We start from the raw sequence: 16,126 nt of genomic DNA, 5'->3' as shown, positions 1-16,126 counted from the left end.
CACTCATTATATGGAACAATATATTCCTGAGATAAGAACCGTGAACGTAATACGGTACATAACGCCGTTGCGCGAAGGCGGCTCCCTGCCTGCAATTGCAGAAGCCGATGATGAGTTTCTGTATGTGATAAAGTTCAGTGGCGCAGGGCAAGGGAAAAAAGCATTGGTTGCCGAATTCATTGGCGCCGAAATAGCGCGGGCGTTAGGATTGAAAGTTCCGGAAATTGTTTTTGCCAGTTTAGATCCGGCATTTGGGCGCACAGAGCCCGATGAAGAAATCCAGGATTTGCTGAAAGCAAGTATAGGACTTAATTTGGGGCTTCATTATTTGTCAGGTTCCATCACTTACGATCCGGCAGTTTCAACAATTGATCCCAAACTGGCTTCTCAAATTGTATGGATTGATTGCCTTCTTACCAACGTGGACCGCACGCCGAAAAACACCAACATGCTTATCTGGTATAAAGAATTGTGGCTGATAGATTTTGGCGCTTCGCTTTATTTTCATCATTCCTGGAACAATTGGAAAGCACAGGCGGAAAAACCTTTTGTGCTGGTGAAAGATCATGTGTTGCTGCCACAGGCTTCTGAGCTGGATTTGGTCAATAGTGAATTTAAAAGAGCTCTTTCAAAAGAGATTATTGAAAATATTGTTGCTGCAATTCCGGAGGAATGGTTAAAAGATGAAACAACTTTTGAATCGATAGAAAAACACCGCCAGGCCTATATTGATTTTTTATCAATCAGGATCGCACATTCAGAAACTTTTGTAAACGAAGCAAAGCATGCAAGAGAATCTATTATTTGAATATGCGGTTATAAGAATTGTGCCACGTGTTGAGCGTGAAGAATTCCTGAATGTGGGCGTCATTTTGTATTGCCCCAAACAAAAATTTCTGAGAGCAAAATATCACCTCAACAAAAAAAGAATCGCTCATTTTTGTGACCAGATCGACATCAATATTTTGGAAGAATATTTAAAAACTTTTGAGCTGATAAGTAATGGAGATGCGGGTTCCGGACCAATCGCAAAGCTTCCGATTGCCGAAAGATTTCGCTGGCTTACGGCAACAAGAAGCACTATTATTCAAACTTCAAAAGTCCATCCCGGATTTTGCGACGATGCAGAAAAAACTTTGAATAAATTGTTTGAACAGTTGGTTTTATAATCCTGCGGACTAAAATAAAAATTTGAACTATTTCTTCGTTTACTGGAAAAGCACCCTGCCTCTTGCCTTTTGCCTTACGCCTTACGCCTTTTGCCTTCTGCCTTTCAGCTTTTCCCTTTCTCCATCAAACTAAAACACTGCGATGCAATTTCTAATTCTTCATTAGTCGGGATCACCAAAATTTTTACCGGCGATCTTTCGGTATTGATTTCACGAATTGCTTTTGAACGCAGATTGTTTTTATACGGATCCAGATGGATGCCGAGATATTCAAGATCAGACGCAGAAAGCTCGCGCATCCTGCTATCATTTTCTCCTACCCCACCGGTATACACAATCGCATCCAAACCATTCAGCACCGCTGTGTAAGCTCCAATATATTTCCGGATTCTATAGGCATACATGTTATAAGCCAATATTGCCTCTTTATCGCTGCTTTCAATTTTTGCGATGATATCGCGCATATCGTTCATGCCCGTCAGCCCAATCATTCCGCTATTATAGTTGAGCATATTTTTCACATCTTCCGCCTCATATCCTAATTGATTAACAAGATAAAAAATTACAGATTGATCAATATCGCCGGCGCGTGTTCCCATTATCAAACCGTTCATCGGGCCAAAACCCATACTGGTATCAACCGATTTTCCGTCTTTCACAGCCGTCATGCTGCAACCATTTCCCAGATGAATGGTGATAATTTTTGAATTTTCTTTTTGAAGATATTCAATGGCTTTTTCACTTACATATTTATGGCTGGTGCCATGAAAGCCATATACGCGGATTCTGTCTTCTTTATAAAATTTTGAAGGAATAGCGTAACGATAAGCCTCCGGCGGCAGCGTTTGATGGAAGGCTGTATCAAAGACTGCAATTTGCGCAGCAGTTGGAAATAATTTTTCGGCCACTTCTATTCCCAGATAATTAGGAGGATTATGAAGTGATGCCAGCGGAAATAATTTTTTGATTTCTTCTTTTACTTCATTTGTAATAAAAGTAGTGGCAGCAAAGCTTTCTCCCCCATGCACCACACGATGCCCAACTACATTGATTTCTGAAGGATCTTTTATCACACCAATTTGATCATCGGTTAACAGGTCAACCACTTCTTTTAAGCCCTCCTCATGATCTGATATTTGCATTACAAGCTTTTTGTCTTTTTCCTTTTCGCCCCTGAATACTTTATGCGTAATGGCAGCGCCTTCCTTTCCTATCCTTTCTACAATGCCGCTGCACACTACCTTTTCCGAAGGCATTTCGATAAGCTGGTATTTTATAGAACTGCTTCCTGAGTTGATAACAAAAATGTTCATGATAATAATTCGGCTTGTTTAGATTTTGGTTTGCTGCGCTTGTATCGCTGTAATAACAACCGTATTAAAAATATCATCCACGGTGCATCCCCTGCTCAGGTCGTTTACCGGTTTGTTTAATCCCTGTAACATAGGCCCGATGGCCACTGCACCGGTTTCGCGCTGAACGGCTTTGTAAGTATTGTTGCCGGTGTTCAAATCAGGGAAAATAAGAACCGTTGCCTGCCCGGCCACTTTAGAATTCGGCAATTTTTGTTTGCCCACTATAGGATCAACGGCGGCATCGTATTGAATGGGCCCTTCTACCGGTAAATCAGGTCTGCGTTGTTTTACAAGCTCGGTCGCACGCCTTACTTTTTCCACTTCTTCGCCTGTGCCCGAAGCGCCGGATGAATAAGACAGCATGGCAATCCTTGGTTCAATGCCAAACATAATGCTGCTTTCTGCCGAAGAAATGGCGATGTCGGCCAACTGGTCTGAAGTGGGCTTGGGAATCACCGCACAATCTCCAAAAACAATTACGCGATCTTCAAGACACATAAAGAAAACAGAAGACACTGTGGAAACGCCGGGTCTTGTTTTTATGAATTGCAATGCCGGGCGAATCGTATGTTGTGTTGTATTTATGGCACCGGAAACCATTCCATCCGCATCACCTTTATATACCATCATTGTTCCGAAATAAGCGCCATCTTTCATAAAATCCGTAGCCATATCCATGTTCACATTTTTCGATTTTCTTAATTCATATAATGTGGATATATACGCGGGCAAAAGAGGCGAATCCACAGGATTGATAATGTTGACATTCTTCTCATCCAGTTCAATATTTAACTTCAGAAGTGAAGCTTCTATTTCATCTTTCTTACCAAGGATTGTAAGCCTCACCACTTCCTGTTTCAACAACTTGCCGGCGGCTTCTAATATGCGCGGATCACTGCCTTCAGGAAGCACAATATGTTTTTTTGCAAGCCTGGCGCGTTTTACCAGTTGATATTGAAACATGCGCGGCGTAATGCCTTTTGATTGCGAAGTAGCAATCTTATCTACAAGCGCAACAGTGTCCGTATTTTTTTCAAACGCGGCGATAGCGAAATCAATTTTCAATTTATTTTCCGGGTAAATTCTTGATTTAACTGAGGCTACTTTATTTACCGTTTCAAAAGTTCCCGTTTCCACCTGCACCATCGGCACCAGTGTTTCCAGGCCTTCCAGCAATTTGATGATTGGTTCGTCGGGCGTTAATCCTCCTGAAAAAACAAGACCCGCCACCTTGGGATAATTTTTAGAGAGATTAGCCTGTATCATCGCAAGAATAATATCCCCACGATCTCCGGGGGTAACAATCAACGTATTTTCATCAAGGTGTGTAAGGCAATTTTGCAATTGCATTGCGCCAACAATAAAATGATCGACAGGATTAGATAAATAGCTTTGCCCGAATAAAACTTTTCCATTAACGCCTTCAGCAATTTCTTTCATCGTGGGGCTGCTTAATTGCTGCGAATAAGGGATGATGGAAGTGAGGACTCTTTTAGACAAGCTGTGCGCAAATAAATTTTGTAATTCTTCAATTTTTGAAGGATCCAATTTATTGGCAATCACCGCCAGCAAAGGCACTTCCCTTTCTCTTAAAATTTGCATGGTGGAAAGTACATTCCTTGTTATCTCAGCCGGAGTATAACCGCTTCCCTTTGCCACAAGGATAAGTGGGATTGACAGGTTTTTGGCAATATCTACATTGGACGAAAATTCAAACGAAGCGCCTTCGCCTTCAAAATCCATTCCATCCACCAACACAAAATCATGAGTGTCTTCAAGCCTTTTGTATTTATTAATTATGGAATCTATTACAAACGAATGATTGCCTTCACCGCGAAGCCGCAGCAGCTCGGAATAGGTAAATGAATAGCAATCTTCATAAAGAGTATCAAGCTCAAAATGATCAATCATCGTTTCGATATTGATGTCTTTCCTGTTGTCAGGGCTATCCCTGATTACTGGTTTGAAATAGGCAATCTTCCTGATGGTTCCCAATAATATATTCATTAATCCGAGGGTAACTATTGACTTTCCGCTATTCGATTCCGAGGAAGCAATATAAATCGCTTTAGACATTCACTTGATGTTTATCATTTAAGTTTGCAAAAGTCGGTCATTTCTATCAGTGAAAAGCACGCACAACCTATTTGCAGTAAACAGGCAAATAATATAATTTTTTATTTCATTCCCACCATACATTCTGTTACAATTCAATGTTGCCGGTATTCAGACTTCCGTGCCCTTAATCATCATCACTGATTTAATCGATTGTTCTTTCAGATGAAGAAATTTTTTGCGCTCTTCATCTTTGCCAAAATTGTGAAAATCCTGTTCGGAGCCAAACTCCACCAGGTGAATTTCATAAGGCTTATCAATCTGATTTTCTATAAAGGAATTTTCCGTAGGCCTTACGCGAAGTAAAAGCCTGCCATTGTATTTTGCAATAAGAGGCATGGCAATATCTTCAAATTGATCGAACACATTTTCCTGCTCTTGTTTAATGTAGATAAGTTGCGTGATAAAAAACATCGGTTATAATTTTAGATAATTATTTTGTGCAATCGATGAAGAAGATTTTTTTGAATAAATTTCTTAAACCGCTCGTTAAAAGAAATGCAGATTTTGTTGATGGCCTTAATTAATAATTTCTCCTTTGTTATTTGCCAATCTCTCCCGCCATTTGTCCCGCTCCTCCGGCGTTTGCCGGGCCCAGTCCCTTAATTCACCGATAATTTTTAAAGGCGAATCAGTCCGGTAAGAACGCGTAGGGTTGCCCGGAAATTTTTTGTTGGTGACATTGGGATCATTTTCAAATTCGCCTGTTGGCTCAACGATATAAACACGCTCTTCCCCATCCCCTTTTGCCATAGAAGCCGCGAGGCCAGCGCCATTTATCATCGCCGTAAAATAAATATGGTTCATTATCAAATCTGATTTGTAATTGGAACCAAAACCCGCTGTAAGGAAATCACCGGCTTTCAAATCCGCCTTTGTTCCATGATAGAAAGGGCCTTTATCAGCAGGTGTTTGTACGCACGAATTAGCAAGCATAAAATATTTTTCCGAATTTTCTGCATCATGTAATTCTGCGTAGCATTCCGCGATTTTAGAATACAGCGAAGCAAAAGCAGGCTTAACAGCAGCATCATTCACCTGTAGAGCCAGGTTCAATTGAGTCTGAAGCCACGTTAGCTGATCGGGAATATTTTTTTGGTGGCGGGCCACAAAATGAGCAGCAATAAATTTTTCGAAGCCGGACGCCGCTTCATCCCATGCACGGAGAAATATATTTTTCGCTTCTTCGGCGCTGCCATTTTGTTCAAGGTTCATACCTTGCAGGCAAAGCTTTACAACGTTATTCTTTGGACTGAATTCCATAATTAGAAATGCAAATTTTTAGCCAATAAAATTAACCCGATTTTATCAATCATTGCAGCGGATGTCAGCCTGAGCCTGTCGAAGGCTTGTCGAACGCCTGTCGAAGGCTTGTCCTGCTGTTATTGGAAAAAGTTCATGTTACAAACTCATTTGAATTATACATTTTACACTTTTTTTGCGTAAACGTATTTTAGGACAAGACAAAATGAATGTATCAATAATATAGATACAAATTTTCCAATTCCATAATTTAAAGTTGCGGTTCATGAGTCAGGAACCATGGCAGAGAAATTCGTGGAACAAAAATGCCATAATCTGTTTGTTTCTTAAATGCATGTCTCTCGGTCACCGCTTACGAATTCGTAATTTATTTTTAGTCAATACAGAAAAATTATTTAGCAATTCAACCGAATGTTTGTCCAAAGCCAATAATACAAGGCGATTCTTTTCTTTAATGTCAATCCCTTTTAATCTCAAAAGCATTGCACCGTAATGTGAAGATCTTCGATAAACAAGTTGCTCCCCAAAATCTTTATCTTCAGTTAAAATATAAGCCTCTTTTTCAGCAGCAAATTTGATAATATCGAGATCGTCTGTTCCAGGCATCATTTCCTGAACAGAAAATATACTGAAACCCGCATTCCTCAAAGTTTTGCTGATTCTCGCATCAGTACTTTCATCCACTATGATCAAAGGAAATTTATTCAACATCGATAAGAATTTCATTTCTCACCAATGATGCACCGTAGGAAATACAGGCAAGGATAGCTTCTTTGCTTAAAAAAGGATAAGCTTTTAGAAGGTCTTCAATGCTTTCGCCTGCACCTATTTTTTCCAAAATAAGATCAACTCCAATCCGCGTACCTTTTATTACAGCTTTGCCGCCAAGCACGCCTGGCTTTTGTTCGATATAATCTGTTACCATAAAAATATTTGTTTAAAGTTAGTCAGAATTCTTAAGATAAAAAGATGTAGCAAAAGAGTGGGTCGTAACACCGACAATAAGGTTTTGCTTGTTCTCATCTGTCTAACTCAATCTTCTCAATTTCAGATGAAGCAATATTTTCATCCGGCTCAAAAAGGAGAATGGACACGATTGTGGATGACAGAACCATTTTATTTGCCGGTTCGGATTCAATTTACCATCTCGAAGATTTTATCGGCCTGGAAAGCAAATGGCGTCAACGGTAATTATACAAGCCAGCCCTGCCGGTTTTAATCTTTCGGCAAACAAATTATTTGTACAGTTTTCCTGCTGTTGTTGCCGTCCCCGCCAACAATCTTTACTTCTGTTACTTCCCGCGCGTTGTTACGAAAAGAACCTTTACCCACAATTCTTTTGCCATATCGTAACGATGGTATTGCTTTTGATCGGTTCAATTTCAGAACAGATAGGACTGATCGAATCTAAATGAAATGCCTCTGTAAATCAGGCGCCTTTTAAGTGCAATCTATTTTCTATGGTAAAAAATAAAGCATCCATCTACAGTGCCTTAGTAGCTGATATTTTGATAGCCGCTACAAAATTTATTGCCGGTGCGCGCACCAACAGTTCTTCCATGATTTCTGAAGGTATTCATTCGTTGGTAGACACTGTCAACCAGGTATTGCTTTTATATGGCCTGAAAAGAAGTAGGAAGCCGGCAGATAATCTCAGGCCTTTTGGTTATGGAAAAGAACTTTATTTCTGGTCATTCATTGTTTCAATTCTCATTTTTGGCCTTGGAGGCGGACTTTCTATTTACCAGGGCATTTTACATATCCGCAACGCGGAGCCATTAGGAGACCCCACCTGGAATTATGCGGTGCTTGGCTTTTCTTTTATTTTTGATGGCGGCTCATTTCTTATCGCTATAAAAGAATTTAATAAAGCCAGGGGCGACCTGTCATTTTGGAAAGCGATCATACAAAGCAAAGATCCATCGAGTTTTCTGGTACTGTTTGAAGACGGCGCAGCAGTGCTTGGATTGTTTATTGTTTTTATTTTAATGGTATTCAACAATGCCTATAACATGCCCGCGCTGGATGGCATTGCTTCCATACTTGTCGGTTTATTGCTGGTGTTTGCCTCGATGATACTCGCAAGAGAAAGCCGCAGCCTGCTGATGGGCGAAGGCATAGCGCCCGAAACGCAAAAAAGGATAAAAGCGCTTGTAGAAAAAGATCCATCAATTGTTAAGGTAAGTCGCATACTTTCCACTTATGAGGCACCCGAAGAAGTGGTGCTGATGCTCATCGTATATTTTAAACCCGGCCTGGATACCGGTGAAATAACCAATGCCATAGAACGCGTGCGCAAGACAATCAAAGAAGAATTCACGCGTATTGAATTTGTGATCATCCAACCGCAGGGCTATACCGCATTTGATAGCCAACAAAAGAAGCAACGGTAAAAGCGGGTCATTTGTCTTGTTTACAAATGGATAGATCATTTAAAATCAAAAGGCATAAATAACCCGTTATGCTGTAGAGCCCGGTTGATTATTGGCATAGTTCAAAAAAACAGGCGAGTAAATTCATTCATTCAGCTTTTTATAAATTTTTCTCATCATTAATTCTTTTACCAAATCGCCAAAAGTTTTATCCTCTAAAATTTTTTCAAAGATTTCTTGATTTTGGTCCATACGTCCGATGAGTTTATCGATGAACTTATCGTTGAATGCGAATTTAAAAGTGTCAATTTTGTTGACTCTTGCTTGAGTCTTCAACGTTTCATCTTCCATTAATTCGGCTTCTATTTGGTCAAAGAAAAGTTTGTCTGCTTCTTCAAATTCAGTCCCAAAGCGGTCGTTTAGTACATTAATAATTTCAGAAAGCAAAGCTTCTTCGTCTTTTGACCTTGTTAATCCTGCCTCTGATGTTCCACTTAGTTCACCTTCATCCCCTTTTTGTAATTCTATTGAACCTTCTTTTATTTTCTGCAACCGATAGTATTCCAAAGCTACTTCATCGTCTAAATGTAACGATTCTGACAGTTCTCTTTTTGGCAAGCGGGTTTGAAGTAGTTTGGTATATGCATAGAACTTTTCAAATTCCGAATCAGTGAAAGGCATGATTTGAGAAAGGAAAGCATATAAGTTTGTCCAGGAACGTAAGCTCTTTTTGAATTCATCTTTTTTTTCTTCTTCAGCTATAGCTTTGTATCGGTCTACGGCTGGGTCAGTAAATGCATATAAATGCTTTTGCTGTTTAGGATTATTCAGTTTGGTCTTAGGATTGAAGTAAACTTTCGCAAATGCCTCTATTTCCTGTTTCCAGTATACTTGAAATTCGTCTAATCTCGCTTTCAAGTCATACAGGTGATTTACATCTGTTTCTTCCTTCACAGAAGTTACCTCGTAATAAGGCTGAAACGAATCGAGAATCGTTTGCCTGTAGTTGGCAAAGTCTAACACAAAAGTGTCCTCCTTGCCGGGACAGGTTCTATTCAAACGTGAAAGGGTTTGAACCGCTTTTACGCCCGAAAGCTTTTTATCTACATACATGGTATGCAGCAAGGGTTGGTCGAAACCTGTTTGATACTTGTCAGCTACAATTAGAATTTTGTATTCTTCTTTGTCAAAAATAGTTGGCAATTCTTTTTCGCTGTAGCCAGTCAGTTCAGATTCAGACACACCATTTGGTACATTATTGTCCATTACTTTTCCTGAAAATGCAACCAATACCTTGATTTCTTTTTCATAACCTTTGGTTTTGATATATCTGCGAAATTCCTCAAAATAGCGTTTGGCGTGCAATCTTGAACCACATACTAACATGGCTTTGGCTCTGCCTCCAATCTTTTTGGCAACTATATTTCTGAAATGCTCAATGATGATCTCGGTTTTTTGCGCTAAGTTGTGCGGATGTAATGATATGAATTTGCCGATAGCTTTTGCTGCCTTTTTCTTATTGAAATTTGGGTCTTCTTCAATTGCTTTGGTCAGCTTAAAATAGAGTTCATAAGTTGTATAGTTCTGCAACACGTCCAAAATAAAACCTTCTTCTATAGCTTGACGCATAGAATACAGATGGAAGGGCTTTGGTTTTCCTTCTGCATCTTTATCACCAAAGACCTGTAATGTTTTATATTTCGGAGTTGCGGTAAAAGCAAAGAAAGAAATGTTTGGTTGTTGACCTCTCGCTGCTGCTGATCTCTCGATTTGTTCTCTTACAAAATCGTCACTTGTATAATCATCATTGTCATCGGTGACTGCTTGCTCCAAAGATTTTGAAGTCAAAACTTCTTTTAGTTTTTTACTGGCTTCGCCACCTTGTGAACTGTGGGCTTCATCAATAATTACGGCATATTTTCTTTCTGGTAGTTCACTCACTTTGTCAACGACAAAAGGGAACTTTTGAAGGGTGGTAATGATAATATTAGTGCCATAGCCCAAGGCAGAAGCCAATTGCGTACTGTCTTTGTCTATTTTCTGAACAACTCCTGTTTTGTGTTCAAGTTGGTAAATGGTGTTTTGTAATTGTTGGTCAAGAATTTTTCTATCAGTTACTACTATTACAGAATCGAATATTCTCTCATCTATAGAGTTGTGCAAACTTGATAGACGGTAAGCCAACCAGGCAATGGTATTACTTTTACCTGACCCGGCAGAATGTTGTATCAAATAATTTTTACCAATACCGACATTCAAAACATTTTCGTCAATGCGTCTAACGGCATCTAATTGATGGAATCTTGGAAATATCAGCTTCTCTTTTTTGTAGATTCTGCCTTCTACCTCAATTTCTTCCGTTTGTAAATGCACAAACCTTTGGAGGATTTCCATCCAACTGTCTTTTTTCAAAATATTTTCCCACAAATAAGCGGTTCTGTATCCGTGGGGGTTTTGAGGATTGCCTTTGCCGTTGTTGGTACCTTTGTTGAAAGGAAGCCAATAGGTTTTATTACCGTCTAATTTGGTAGTCATGAACACTTCATCCTGGTCAACGGCAAAGTGAACCAAAGCACGCTTTTTAAAGGCAAAAAGGATTTCTCTGGTATCTCTTGTGGTGCTGTATTGCTTTAAAGCGTTGCCGACATTTTGCCCTGTAAATTGATTTTTGAGTTCTAATGTTGCAATAGGAATGCCATTGAGCGAAAGTAGTACATCAACTGAATTTTTAACCTTAGTGCTGTAATAAATTTGGCGGTAAACTTTTAGGCTGTTTTTATTGTATAAATCCACTGCATCCGGGTTCAAGCCCGAAGCAGGTTGAAAATAGGCCATTTGAAACCGTACACCATAATCTACAAAACCATTTCTAAGCACATCGAGACTACCCCGCAAGTCTAATTCTTTGTAAAGTCTTTGAATGACCCGGTTATAAGCGTCTTCACCATGGATCAAACAAATCTTCTCCCAGCGTTGAGGTTGTGATTCTTGTAAAAATTTAATCACTTCATATTTGAACATACCCAATTCAGGACTGTAATCCGGTGCATTTCCTTCGGTGTAGCCGCCTTGTTCTGTTAAGGACTGCACTAAGGCGGTTTCAAATGTATTTTCGGTTGTTATGCTCATTCTCATTCTTTTATGTGCAGTTGCGCTTCTGACTCTTCCTGCAGCATTATAAATTGCTTATACGCAACGTTTTTGAATATCAATCGTAGGGTATACTTTTGCTTCTCGGTTAAATTTCCCTTCAAAAATCCTCCATCATCAAAACATTCTTTTACTGTTTCGTAATCTTCCTGATAAACTTCTTCTGTGATGTTGCATAGTTTATTGGGCAAATCGGATTCAATGATTTCAAAGGTATCCGGATCAAAATAACGTACCAATGGTTTGTTGATCTCGTTGTACTCCCTTCCTTGAAAACAGGGTTTTCCTTTGCTGGATTCCCAGTAAATGCCAAAGAACTCAGTACGGTTGGATTTATAAATTTTGGCTATCTGCAAACTGCCGTCCACTTCCCGAATGTTCTTATCCAATGAGATTCCACTAAGGATGCGCAGCGGTTCCATGTCGATTTTAGAGCCGATCCTGTCTTCGTCAGCCAGCAACTTTTTGAAACGGTCTTTAGCCTCCTTCTCTACATCAATAGCCGCATCGCCAAGGAATGTGTAAAAGATGGTTTGCGTGCTGTTGTTAGTCAGTTCATTGAAAATGAAGCCTTCTACCTCTTTAGAATAAAACAACTCCCAAACCTTAAATGCACCGTTCCGGCCTTCCTGCCAATCCCAACCTCCGAACAGAAAGCGAGCTGCCCCTCGTTCTTCATGGATCTGCTCTTTGCCAACTTCTGTAATAGTCTTGACCAGTTTGGTAAAGAGTTCCGACAGGAATTCTAATACTTCCGCCAGCGTAGCTGAAGGAGATTGCAGGTAATTGTCTAAATATATAGAAGAAACCAAATTCAAAACCAAAGGATAAGCACGAATTGTACTACCGGCAAAACAAAGCAAGCAATCCTTTCTTGGTAATTCAAAAAGTTTGATGCCGTGCTTCCATTTTTCGCCACCAGTCAAGCAACTATCTGTGGCAAATACCAGTTCTTCGGTATCGTTAGCTTGGCGTATATATGCGGTGCACAGTGTCATTTTAGGTGATTTATTATATATTTATCCTTGTCAAGTTGAAAAGAAAGCTCTTGAGTTGTATTATTAAAGCTAAATAAGTTATATGCAGTCCAAACGGGTCGATAAAAGCCGTTAGCTTTAAACACATCTGAGCAAAGAATATAACTTATATTGTCCAAATAATCTCTACATTCTATTTCAAATCGACCAGTGAAATTTTGCCTCTTAACGTACACTTCAAGTTCCAAGTTAAGATGATGGTCAATAGGATTTAATCCGCCAGCTTGAAGAAAACTTCTTATTGCCGAAAATGATTCTTCAATTTCTATTCTATTTAATAAATTACCCATAAGCTTATTCAATTACTTTTATTTTTCCCGTTACCACTTCACTAATCAAGGCCGTGCGGTATTCGGTTAAGTATCCAATTAATTTCTCAGTTTTTGCTGTTTTCATTTCTATTTCAGCACACCTTTTATCAATGAATGAAATAATTTCTTTTTGTTCGCCTTCTTTTGGAATGGTGATTTTTATCTCCCCAATGTCATTAGAAGAAATGTTCGGCTGTTGTCCTGTTTTGTCAATTCTGCTATCAAATTCTTGAATGAAATTTGCTGAAAGCAGAATGTAGTAAACCCACTTTATATCTATATCAGTCGGTCTATATATTGAATTTCTTTGATTCAAAAGAATAGGTTCAGAAGTATCAATCAAAGCAACTTTTATTCCTGTCGATATTATTGGACGGGTCAGGGCAAAGACTAAATCATTTTCAAGAACCCTAAAGTTTTCATGTGACTCATAAAATATTTCATCAATGAATGATTCATCACCCCAATCAATCCTCATATGCTGAATGTTCGATATTTTTAAAACTCGTACGCCATATGACGAAAAGTCGGAACTTTTGAATGAAAAACCATTAATGAACTTACCAAGATACTTTAAGGGGCTTGTGTTCCAATGTTCCGGTATTTCGCCCAACCATTCAATGCCTGAATCTTTCATTGGTACATCCGGATTGATGCCTTTGGTGACGGCCTGGTTGATGATGGCTGTTTTTTCTTCTTCGTAGAGTTCGAGTAGACGTTTTTTGTCGCCTATCAGTTCGTCTATCTCGGCTGTTTTGCGGTCGAGGTAGTGAGTGATGGCGGCTTGTTCTTTGGTGCTTGGAAAAGGATATGAAAATTCAACAAATACATTTTGATACAAATGTTGAATCGTTGAACCATAGGATGTATAGTCGTTAAACTGTGTAAATGCTTTGGACTTTAGTATCCAGAATAAAAACTCAGTTGAGAAATCTTTATTGGTAGAACGAAGAACAAAAATTCCACTATTCAAACAAGCCGGCTTATCTAATTTTTTAACAATGGCAAGTTTACCTATCGTGCCATCCTTTGTAATTAGCAAATCTTCTTCTTGTAGTTGAATGTATGGGTCTTCCTCGTAGCGTTCTTGGTCAATGTGGTAGCATTCTTTCCAGTTAACAGAATTATTTTTAAAATCAGAACCAGTAACCAGATAAGAATAACCCTCAGTTAGAAACTCATCAGACTTTAACCCTTTCCATCCAACACGTGCTTTTACAGTGCAACGGTGTTTGATTTTCTTTGTCTTCCATTCACTTGGAATCTCGCCAATCCATTCAATGCCAGACTCTTTGTATGAATCGTATTTTCTCATGAGTCCAGCACTGTTTTTTCGGTTTCCAATGTCTTTTCCTCCAAAGCCAAAACATCCGCTTTGATGTCCGCCAAAGGTCTTAATGGCTTGAACTCATAGAAATACTTGGTGAAATTGATTTCGTAGCCAATTTTGGTTTTACTGTGGTCTATCCATGCTTGGGGTAAGTGAGGTTTCACCTCTGTGTCAAAGTATTCCTCAATGGTTTGTGGTATAAGGTTTCCGTCAGCATCTTTTTTCAAGAATGGTATGTTTTCATAATCCCGTAAAGAAGTGTCTGGTTTGCGTTGTCCTTTGCTTTTTACCACTTTGCCGTTTTCTTTTAGTGGCTGTTCTACTGTAATTCGCCAGTAGCCAAAAAACTCGTTGGGTAAAATTTTACAGAATTCGTTCTCTTGAAAATTGCCGTAGAGTTGGGTAATAAATCCAATGCCTTTGCTATTGCCGTTTTCAGCAATTTTCTTTCGCTTGTCGCCCAGGCTTCTATCCATTTTTTGCCAAAAACGGTTGAAATCTAATTTTCCTTCTTTGGTTAGTTCTTCATCTTTTGCTCCTGTTGCGTTTATCAATTGCACTTTCCTACTTCGCTCCGCACTTTTATCGTTGGTAACAATCCAAATGTAGGTACTGATACCTGTGTTGTAAAAAAGTTGGTCGGGTAGTGCAATAACGGCTTCCAGCCAATCATTTTCAATAATCCATTTTCTGATATTGCTTTCACCACTTTCTGCTGCACCAGTAAACAATGGCGAGCCATTGAAAACAATACCAATACGGGTTCTGCCTGATTTCATTTTAGAAATCATGTGTTGCAGAAAAAGCAAAGAACCATCATTAATTCTTGGCAAACCTGCACCAAAGCGTCCGCTCATGCCTTTGCTATCTGCCTCAGCTTTGATGATTTTTTCGGCTTTTTTCCAGTCCACACCAAAAGGTGGATTGGAAAGCATGTAATCAAATTTTTCATCTTCCAGACCGTCCACAGTAAAGGTGTTTCCAAACTTGATATTGCTTGGGTTTTGTCCCTTAATCAGCATGTCCGATTTACAGATGGCGTAGGATTCTGGATTGATTTCTTGTCCAAATACTTTTAAATCAGCCTTTGAATTGAAATCTTTTAAATACTTTTCACTTTCAGAAAGCATACCACCCGTTCCGCAAGCAGGGTCATAAAGTGTTTTTACAATGCCCTCTTGGGTTAAAATATCTTTGTCTTCAATAAACAACAAATTCACCATCAACCGAATGACTTCTCTTGGGGTAAAGTGTTCTCCGGCTGTTTCATTAGATTGTTCCGCAAATTTTCGGATCAATTCTTCAAACGTGTAACCCATTTCAATAGAATCCATGTCAGTCAGGTCAATCTCCTGAAAGGCTTTGACCACTCTGAAAAGGATGTCTGTTTTCGGGTCGTCCATTCTGTCAATCTGATCGTCAAAATTGAAGTACTCAATAATTTCCCTTGCACTAGTGGAGAAACCGTTTATATAGTTTCTCAGATTTACAGAAATGTTATTTGGATCGGCAATCAGCTTATCAAAGTTGAATTGGCTTCTGTTATGGAAGTTGAAACCAGCAATTTTATTCAGTGCAATATCTTTGGCGCTTTCTTTTAGAGAATCCACTTTTGGCAGGTAATCCAGCATTTTCTGTTTGGTTGGTTCAAGTACGCAGTCCAGTCTTCTTAGCACTGTCATAGGAAGGATTACCTTTCCGTAGTCCGACTGTTTGTAATCTCCTCGCAGCAGGTCAGCTACTCTCCAAATTAGGTCGGCTTTCTCTTTAAAGTTCTTCATTAATATCTTTTATTATTTCTCAAAACAGTCCTCTTTATGAATTTGATTATCTTCCGGAGAACAAAAGCTAAATGCTTTTTTATAGAATGGTATGATAATGCATATTTTCATCAACCACAGTTAGTTTCTTCATGGAAGGAGAAACTCAAAAGCGCTTCAAGGTAAAAATAATTGAATATTTAAAAAAGAAATTTTTTCACGATCCGGCGGAAGTGTTGAATCAAATAATTTTAGCGGGCACCA

At 39.1% G+C, this 16,126-nt stretch carries 15 protein-coding genes; 4 read left to right on the top strand and 11 right to left on the bottom strand.

Going from position 1 to position 16,126, the window contains the following annotated elements; genetic code table 11:
• Positions 1-10: 10 nt before the first annotated feature.
• On the top strand, positions 11-808 hold the full coding sequence (locus EFY79_RS17130; protein WP_123121969.1) for a HipA family kinase: 798 nt from the start codon (positions 11-13) through the stop codon (positions 806-808).
• A complete protein-coding gene (locus tag EFY79_RS17125) occupies positions 786-1,169 on the top strand; it encodes a DUF3037 domain-containing protein (protein ID WP_123121968.1) in 384 nt (127 codons plus the stop codon). Before EFY79_RS17130 ends, EFY79_RS17125 begins: the two co-directional genes overlap by 23 nt.
• A 104-nt stretch (positions 1,170-1,273) precedes the next feature.
• Here the strand turns inward: EFY79_RS17125 and EFY79_RS17120 are convergent, their stop codons facing one another.
• The 6 genes from EFY79_RS17120 to EFY79_RS17095 form a co-directional block, all read right to left on the bottom strand.
• Complete coding sequence (locus EFY79_RS17120; protein ID WP_123121967.1) at positions 1,274-2,482, bottom strand: acetate/propionate family kinase; 1,209 nt, start codon at positions 2,480-2,482, stop codon at positions 1,274-1,276.
• An 18-nt stretch (positions 2,483-2,500) separates the two neighbouring features.
• Positions 2,501-4,600: a phosphate acetyltransferase gene (gene pta / locus EFY79_RS17115; protein WP_123121966.1), complete on the bottom strand. Its 2,100-nt coding sequence runs from the start codon at positions 4,598-4,600 to the stop codon at positions 2,501-2,503.
• 150 nt (positions 4,601-4,750) lie between these two features.
• The gene (locus EFY79_RS17110) at positions 4,751-5,053 is read right to left on the bottom strand and encodes a DUF1330 domain-containing protein (RefSeq protein ID WP_123121965.1); all 303 of its coding nucleotides are present in this window, start codon (positions 5,051-5,053) and stop codon (positions 4,751-4,753) included.
• A 105-nt stretch (positions 5,054-5,158) separates the two neighbouring features.
• Positions 5,159-5,575 carry an NAD(+)--rifampin ADP-ribosyltransferase gene (gene arr, locus EFY79_RS22045; RefSeq protein ID WP_394338873.1) on the bottom strand — a complete coding sequence of 139 codons (417 nt, stop codon included), beginning with the start codon at positions 5,573-5,575 and terminating at the stop codon, positions 5,159-5,161.
• Positions 5,576-6,247: 672 nt separating this feature from the next.
• A complete protein-coding gene (locus EFY79_RS17100; RefSeq protein WP_123121963.1) occupies positions 6,248-6,613 on the bottom strand; it encodes a DUF5615 family PIN-like protein in 366 nt (121 codons plus the stop codon).
• Positions 6,603-6,827, bottom strand: coding sequence for a DUF433 domain-containing protein (locus EFY79_RS17095; RefSeq protein ID WP_123121962.1), 225 nt, complete (start codon positions 6,825-6,827; stop codon positions 6,603-6,605). The genes EFY79_RS17100 and EFY79_RS17095 overlap by 11 nt, the downstream gene beginning before the upstream one ends.
• A gap of 126 nt (positions 6,828-6,953) precedes the next feature.
• Between EFY79_RS17095 and EFY79_RS21475 the strand changes: the two genes are divergently transcribed.
• A complete protein-coding gene (locus EFY79_RS21475; RefSeq protein WP_158605240.1) occupies positions 6,954-7,121 on the top strand; it encodes a hypothetical protein in 168 nt (55 codons plus the stop codon).
• Positions 7,122-7,362: 241 nt separating this feature from the next.
• Complete coding sequence (locus EFY79_RS17090) at positions 7,363-8,295, top strand: cation diffusion facilitator family transporter (protein ID WP_123121961.1); 933 nt, start codon at positions 7,363-7,365, stop codon at positions 8,293-8,295.
• A 123-nt stretch (positions 8,296-8,418) separates the two neighbouring features.
• On the opposite strand, the gene EFY79_RS17085 is transcribed toward EFY79_RS17090, so the two are convergent.
• Genes EFY79_RS17085 through EFY79_RS17065 form a run of 5 tightly spaced genes read right to left on the bottom strand, consistent with a single transcriptional unit; the run spans position 8,419 to position 15,883 of the window.
• Positions 8,419-11,403, bottom strand: coding sequence for a type I restriction endonuclease subunit R (locus tag EFY79_RS17085; RefSeq protein WP_123121960.1), 2,985 nt, complete (start codon positions 11,401-11,403; stop codon positions 8,419-8,421).
• Positions 11,404-11,405: 2 nt separating this feature from the next.
• Complete coding sequence (locus EFY79_RS17080; protein WP_123121959.1) at positions 11,406-12,422, bottom strand: hypothetical protein; 1,017 nt, start codon at positions 12,420-12,422, stop codon at positions 11,406-11,408.
• On the bottom strand, positions 12,419-12,763 hold the full coding sequence (locus EFY79_RS17075) for a hypothetical protein (RefSeq protein ID WP_148041959.1): 345 nt from the start codon (positions 12,761-12,763) through the stop codon (positions 12,419-12,421). Before EFY79_RS17075 ends, EFY79_RS17080 begins: the two co-directional genes overlap by 4 nt.
• On the bottom strand, positions 12,756-14,087 hold the full coding sequence (locus EFY79_RS17070) for a restriction endonuclease subunit S (protein ID WP_123121957.1): 1,332 nt from the start codon (positions 14,085-14,087) through the stop codon (positions 12,756-12,758). The genes EFY79_RS17075 and EFY79_RS17070 overlap by 8 nt, the downstream gene beginning before the upstream one ends.
• A complete protein-coding gene (locus EFY79_RS17065) occupies positions 14,084-15,883 on the bottom strand; it encodes a type I restriction-modification system subunit M (RefSeq protein WP_123121956.1) in 1,800 nt (599 codons plus the stop codon). Before EFY79_RS17065 ends, EFY79_RS17070 begins: the two co-directional genes overlap by 4 nt.
• Positions 15,884-16,126 lie beyond the last annotated feature (243 nt).

Origin of the sequence: Hanamia caeni (assembly GCF_003721595.1) — a bacterium.
Classification (GTDB): Bacteria; Bacteroidota; Bacteroidia; order Chitinophagales; family Chitinophagaceae; genus Ginsengibacter; species Ginsengibacter caeni.
This window is presented reverse-complemented; position numbering and strand designations above follow the sequence as displayed.

Bases quoted from the DNA above. Each gene is read 5' to 3' on its own strand.
- EFY79_RS17100 (WP_123121963.1), bottom strand. From the start codon at position 6,613: ATGTTGAATAAATTTCCTTTGATCATAGTGGATGAAAGTACTGATGCG.
- EFY79_RS17130 (WP_123121969.1), top strand. From the start codon at position 11: ATGGAACAATATATTCCTGAGATAAGAACCGTGAACGTAATACGGTAC.
- EFY79_RS17095 (WP_123121962.1), bottom strand. From the start codon at position 6,827: ATGGTAACAGATTATATCGAACAAAAGCCAGGCGTGCTTGGCGGCAAA.
- pta (WP_123121966.1), bottom strand. From the start codon at position 4,600: ATGTCTAAAGCGATTTATATTGCTTCCTCGGAATCGAATAGCGGAAAG.
- EFY79_RS21475 (WP_158605240.1), top strand. From the start codon at position 6,954: ATGAAGCAATATTTTCATCCGGCTCAAAAAGGAGAATGGACACGATTG.
- EFY79_RS17110 (WP_123121965.1), bottom strand. From the start codon at position 5,053: ATGTTTTTTATCACGCAACTTATCTACATTAAACAAGAGCAGGAAAAT.
- EFY79_RS17065 (WP_123121956.1), bottom strand. From the start codon at position 15,883: ATGAAGAACTTTAAAGAGAAAGCCGACCTAATTTGGAGAGTAGCTGAC.
- EFY79_RS17085 (WP_123121960.1), bottom strand. From the start codon at position 11,403: ATGAGCATAACAACCGAAAATACATTTGAAACCGCCTTAGTGCAGTCC.
- EFY79_RS17125 (WP_123121968.1), top strand. From the start codon at position 786: ATGCAAGAGAATCTATTATTTGAATATGCGGTTATAAGAATTGTGCCA.
- EFY79_RS17070 (WP_123121957.1), bottom strand. From the start codon at position 14,087: ATGAGAAAATACGATTCATACAAAGAGTCTGGCATTGAATGGATTGGC.
- EFY79_RS17080 (WP_123121959.1), bottom strand. From the start codon at position 12,422: ATGACACTGTGCACCGCATATATACGCCAAGCTAACGATACCGAAGAA.
- arr (WP_394338873.1), bottom strand. From the start codon at position 5,575: ATGCTTGCTAATTCGTGCGTACAAACACCTGCTGATAAAGGCCCTTTC.
- EFY79_RS17120 (WP_123121967.1), bottom strand. From the start codon at position 2,482: ATGAACATTTTTGTTATCAACTCAGGAAGCAGTTCTATAAAATACCAG.
- EFY79_RS17090 (WP_123121961.1), top strand. From the start codon at position 7,363: ATGGTAAAAAATAAAGCATCCATCTACAGTGCCTTAGTAGCTGATATT.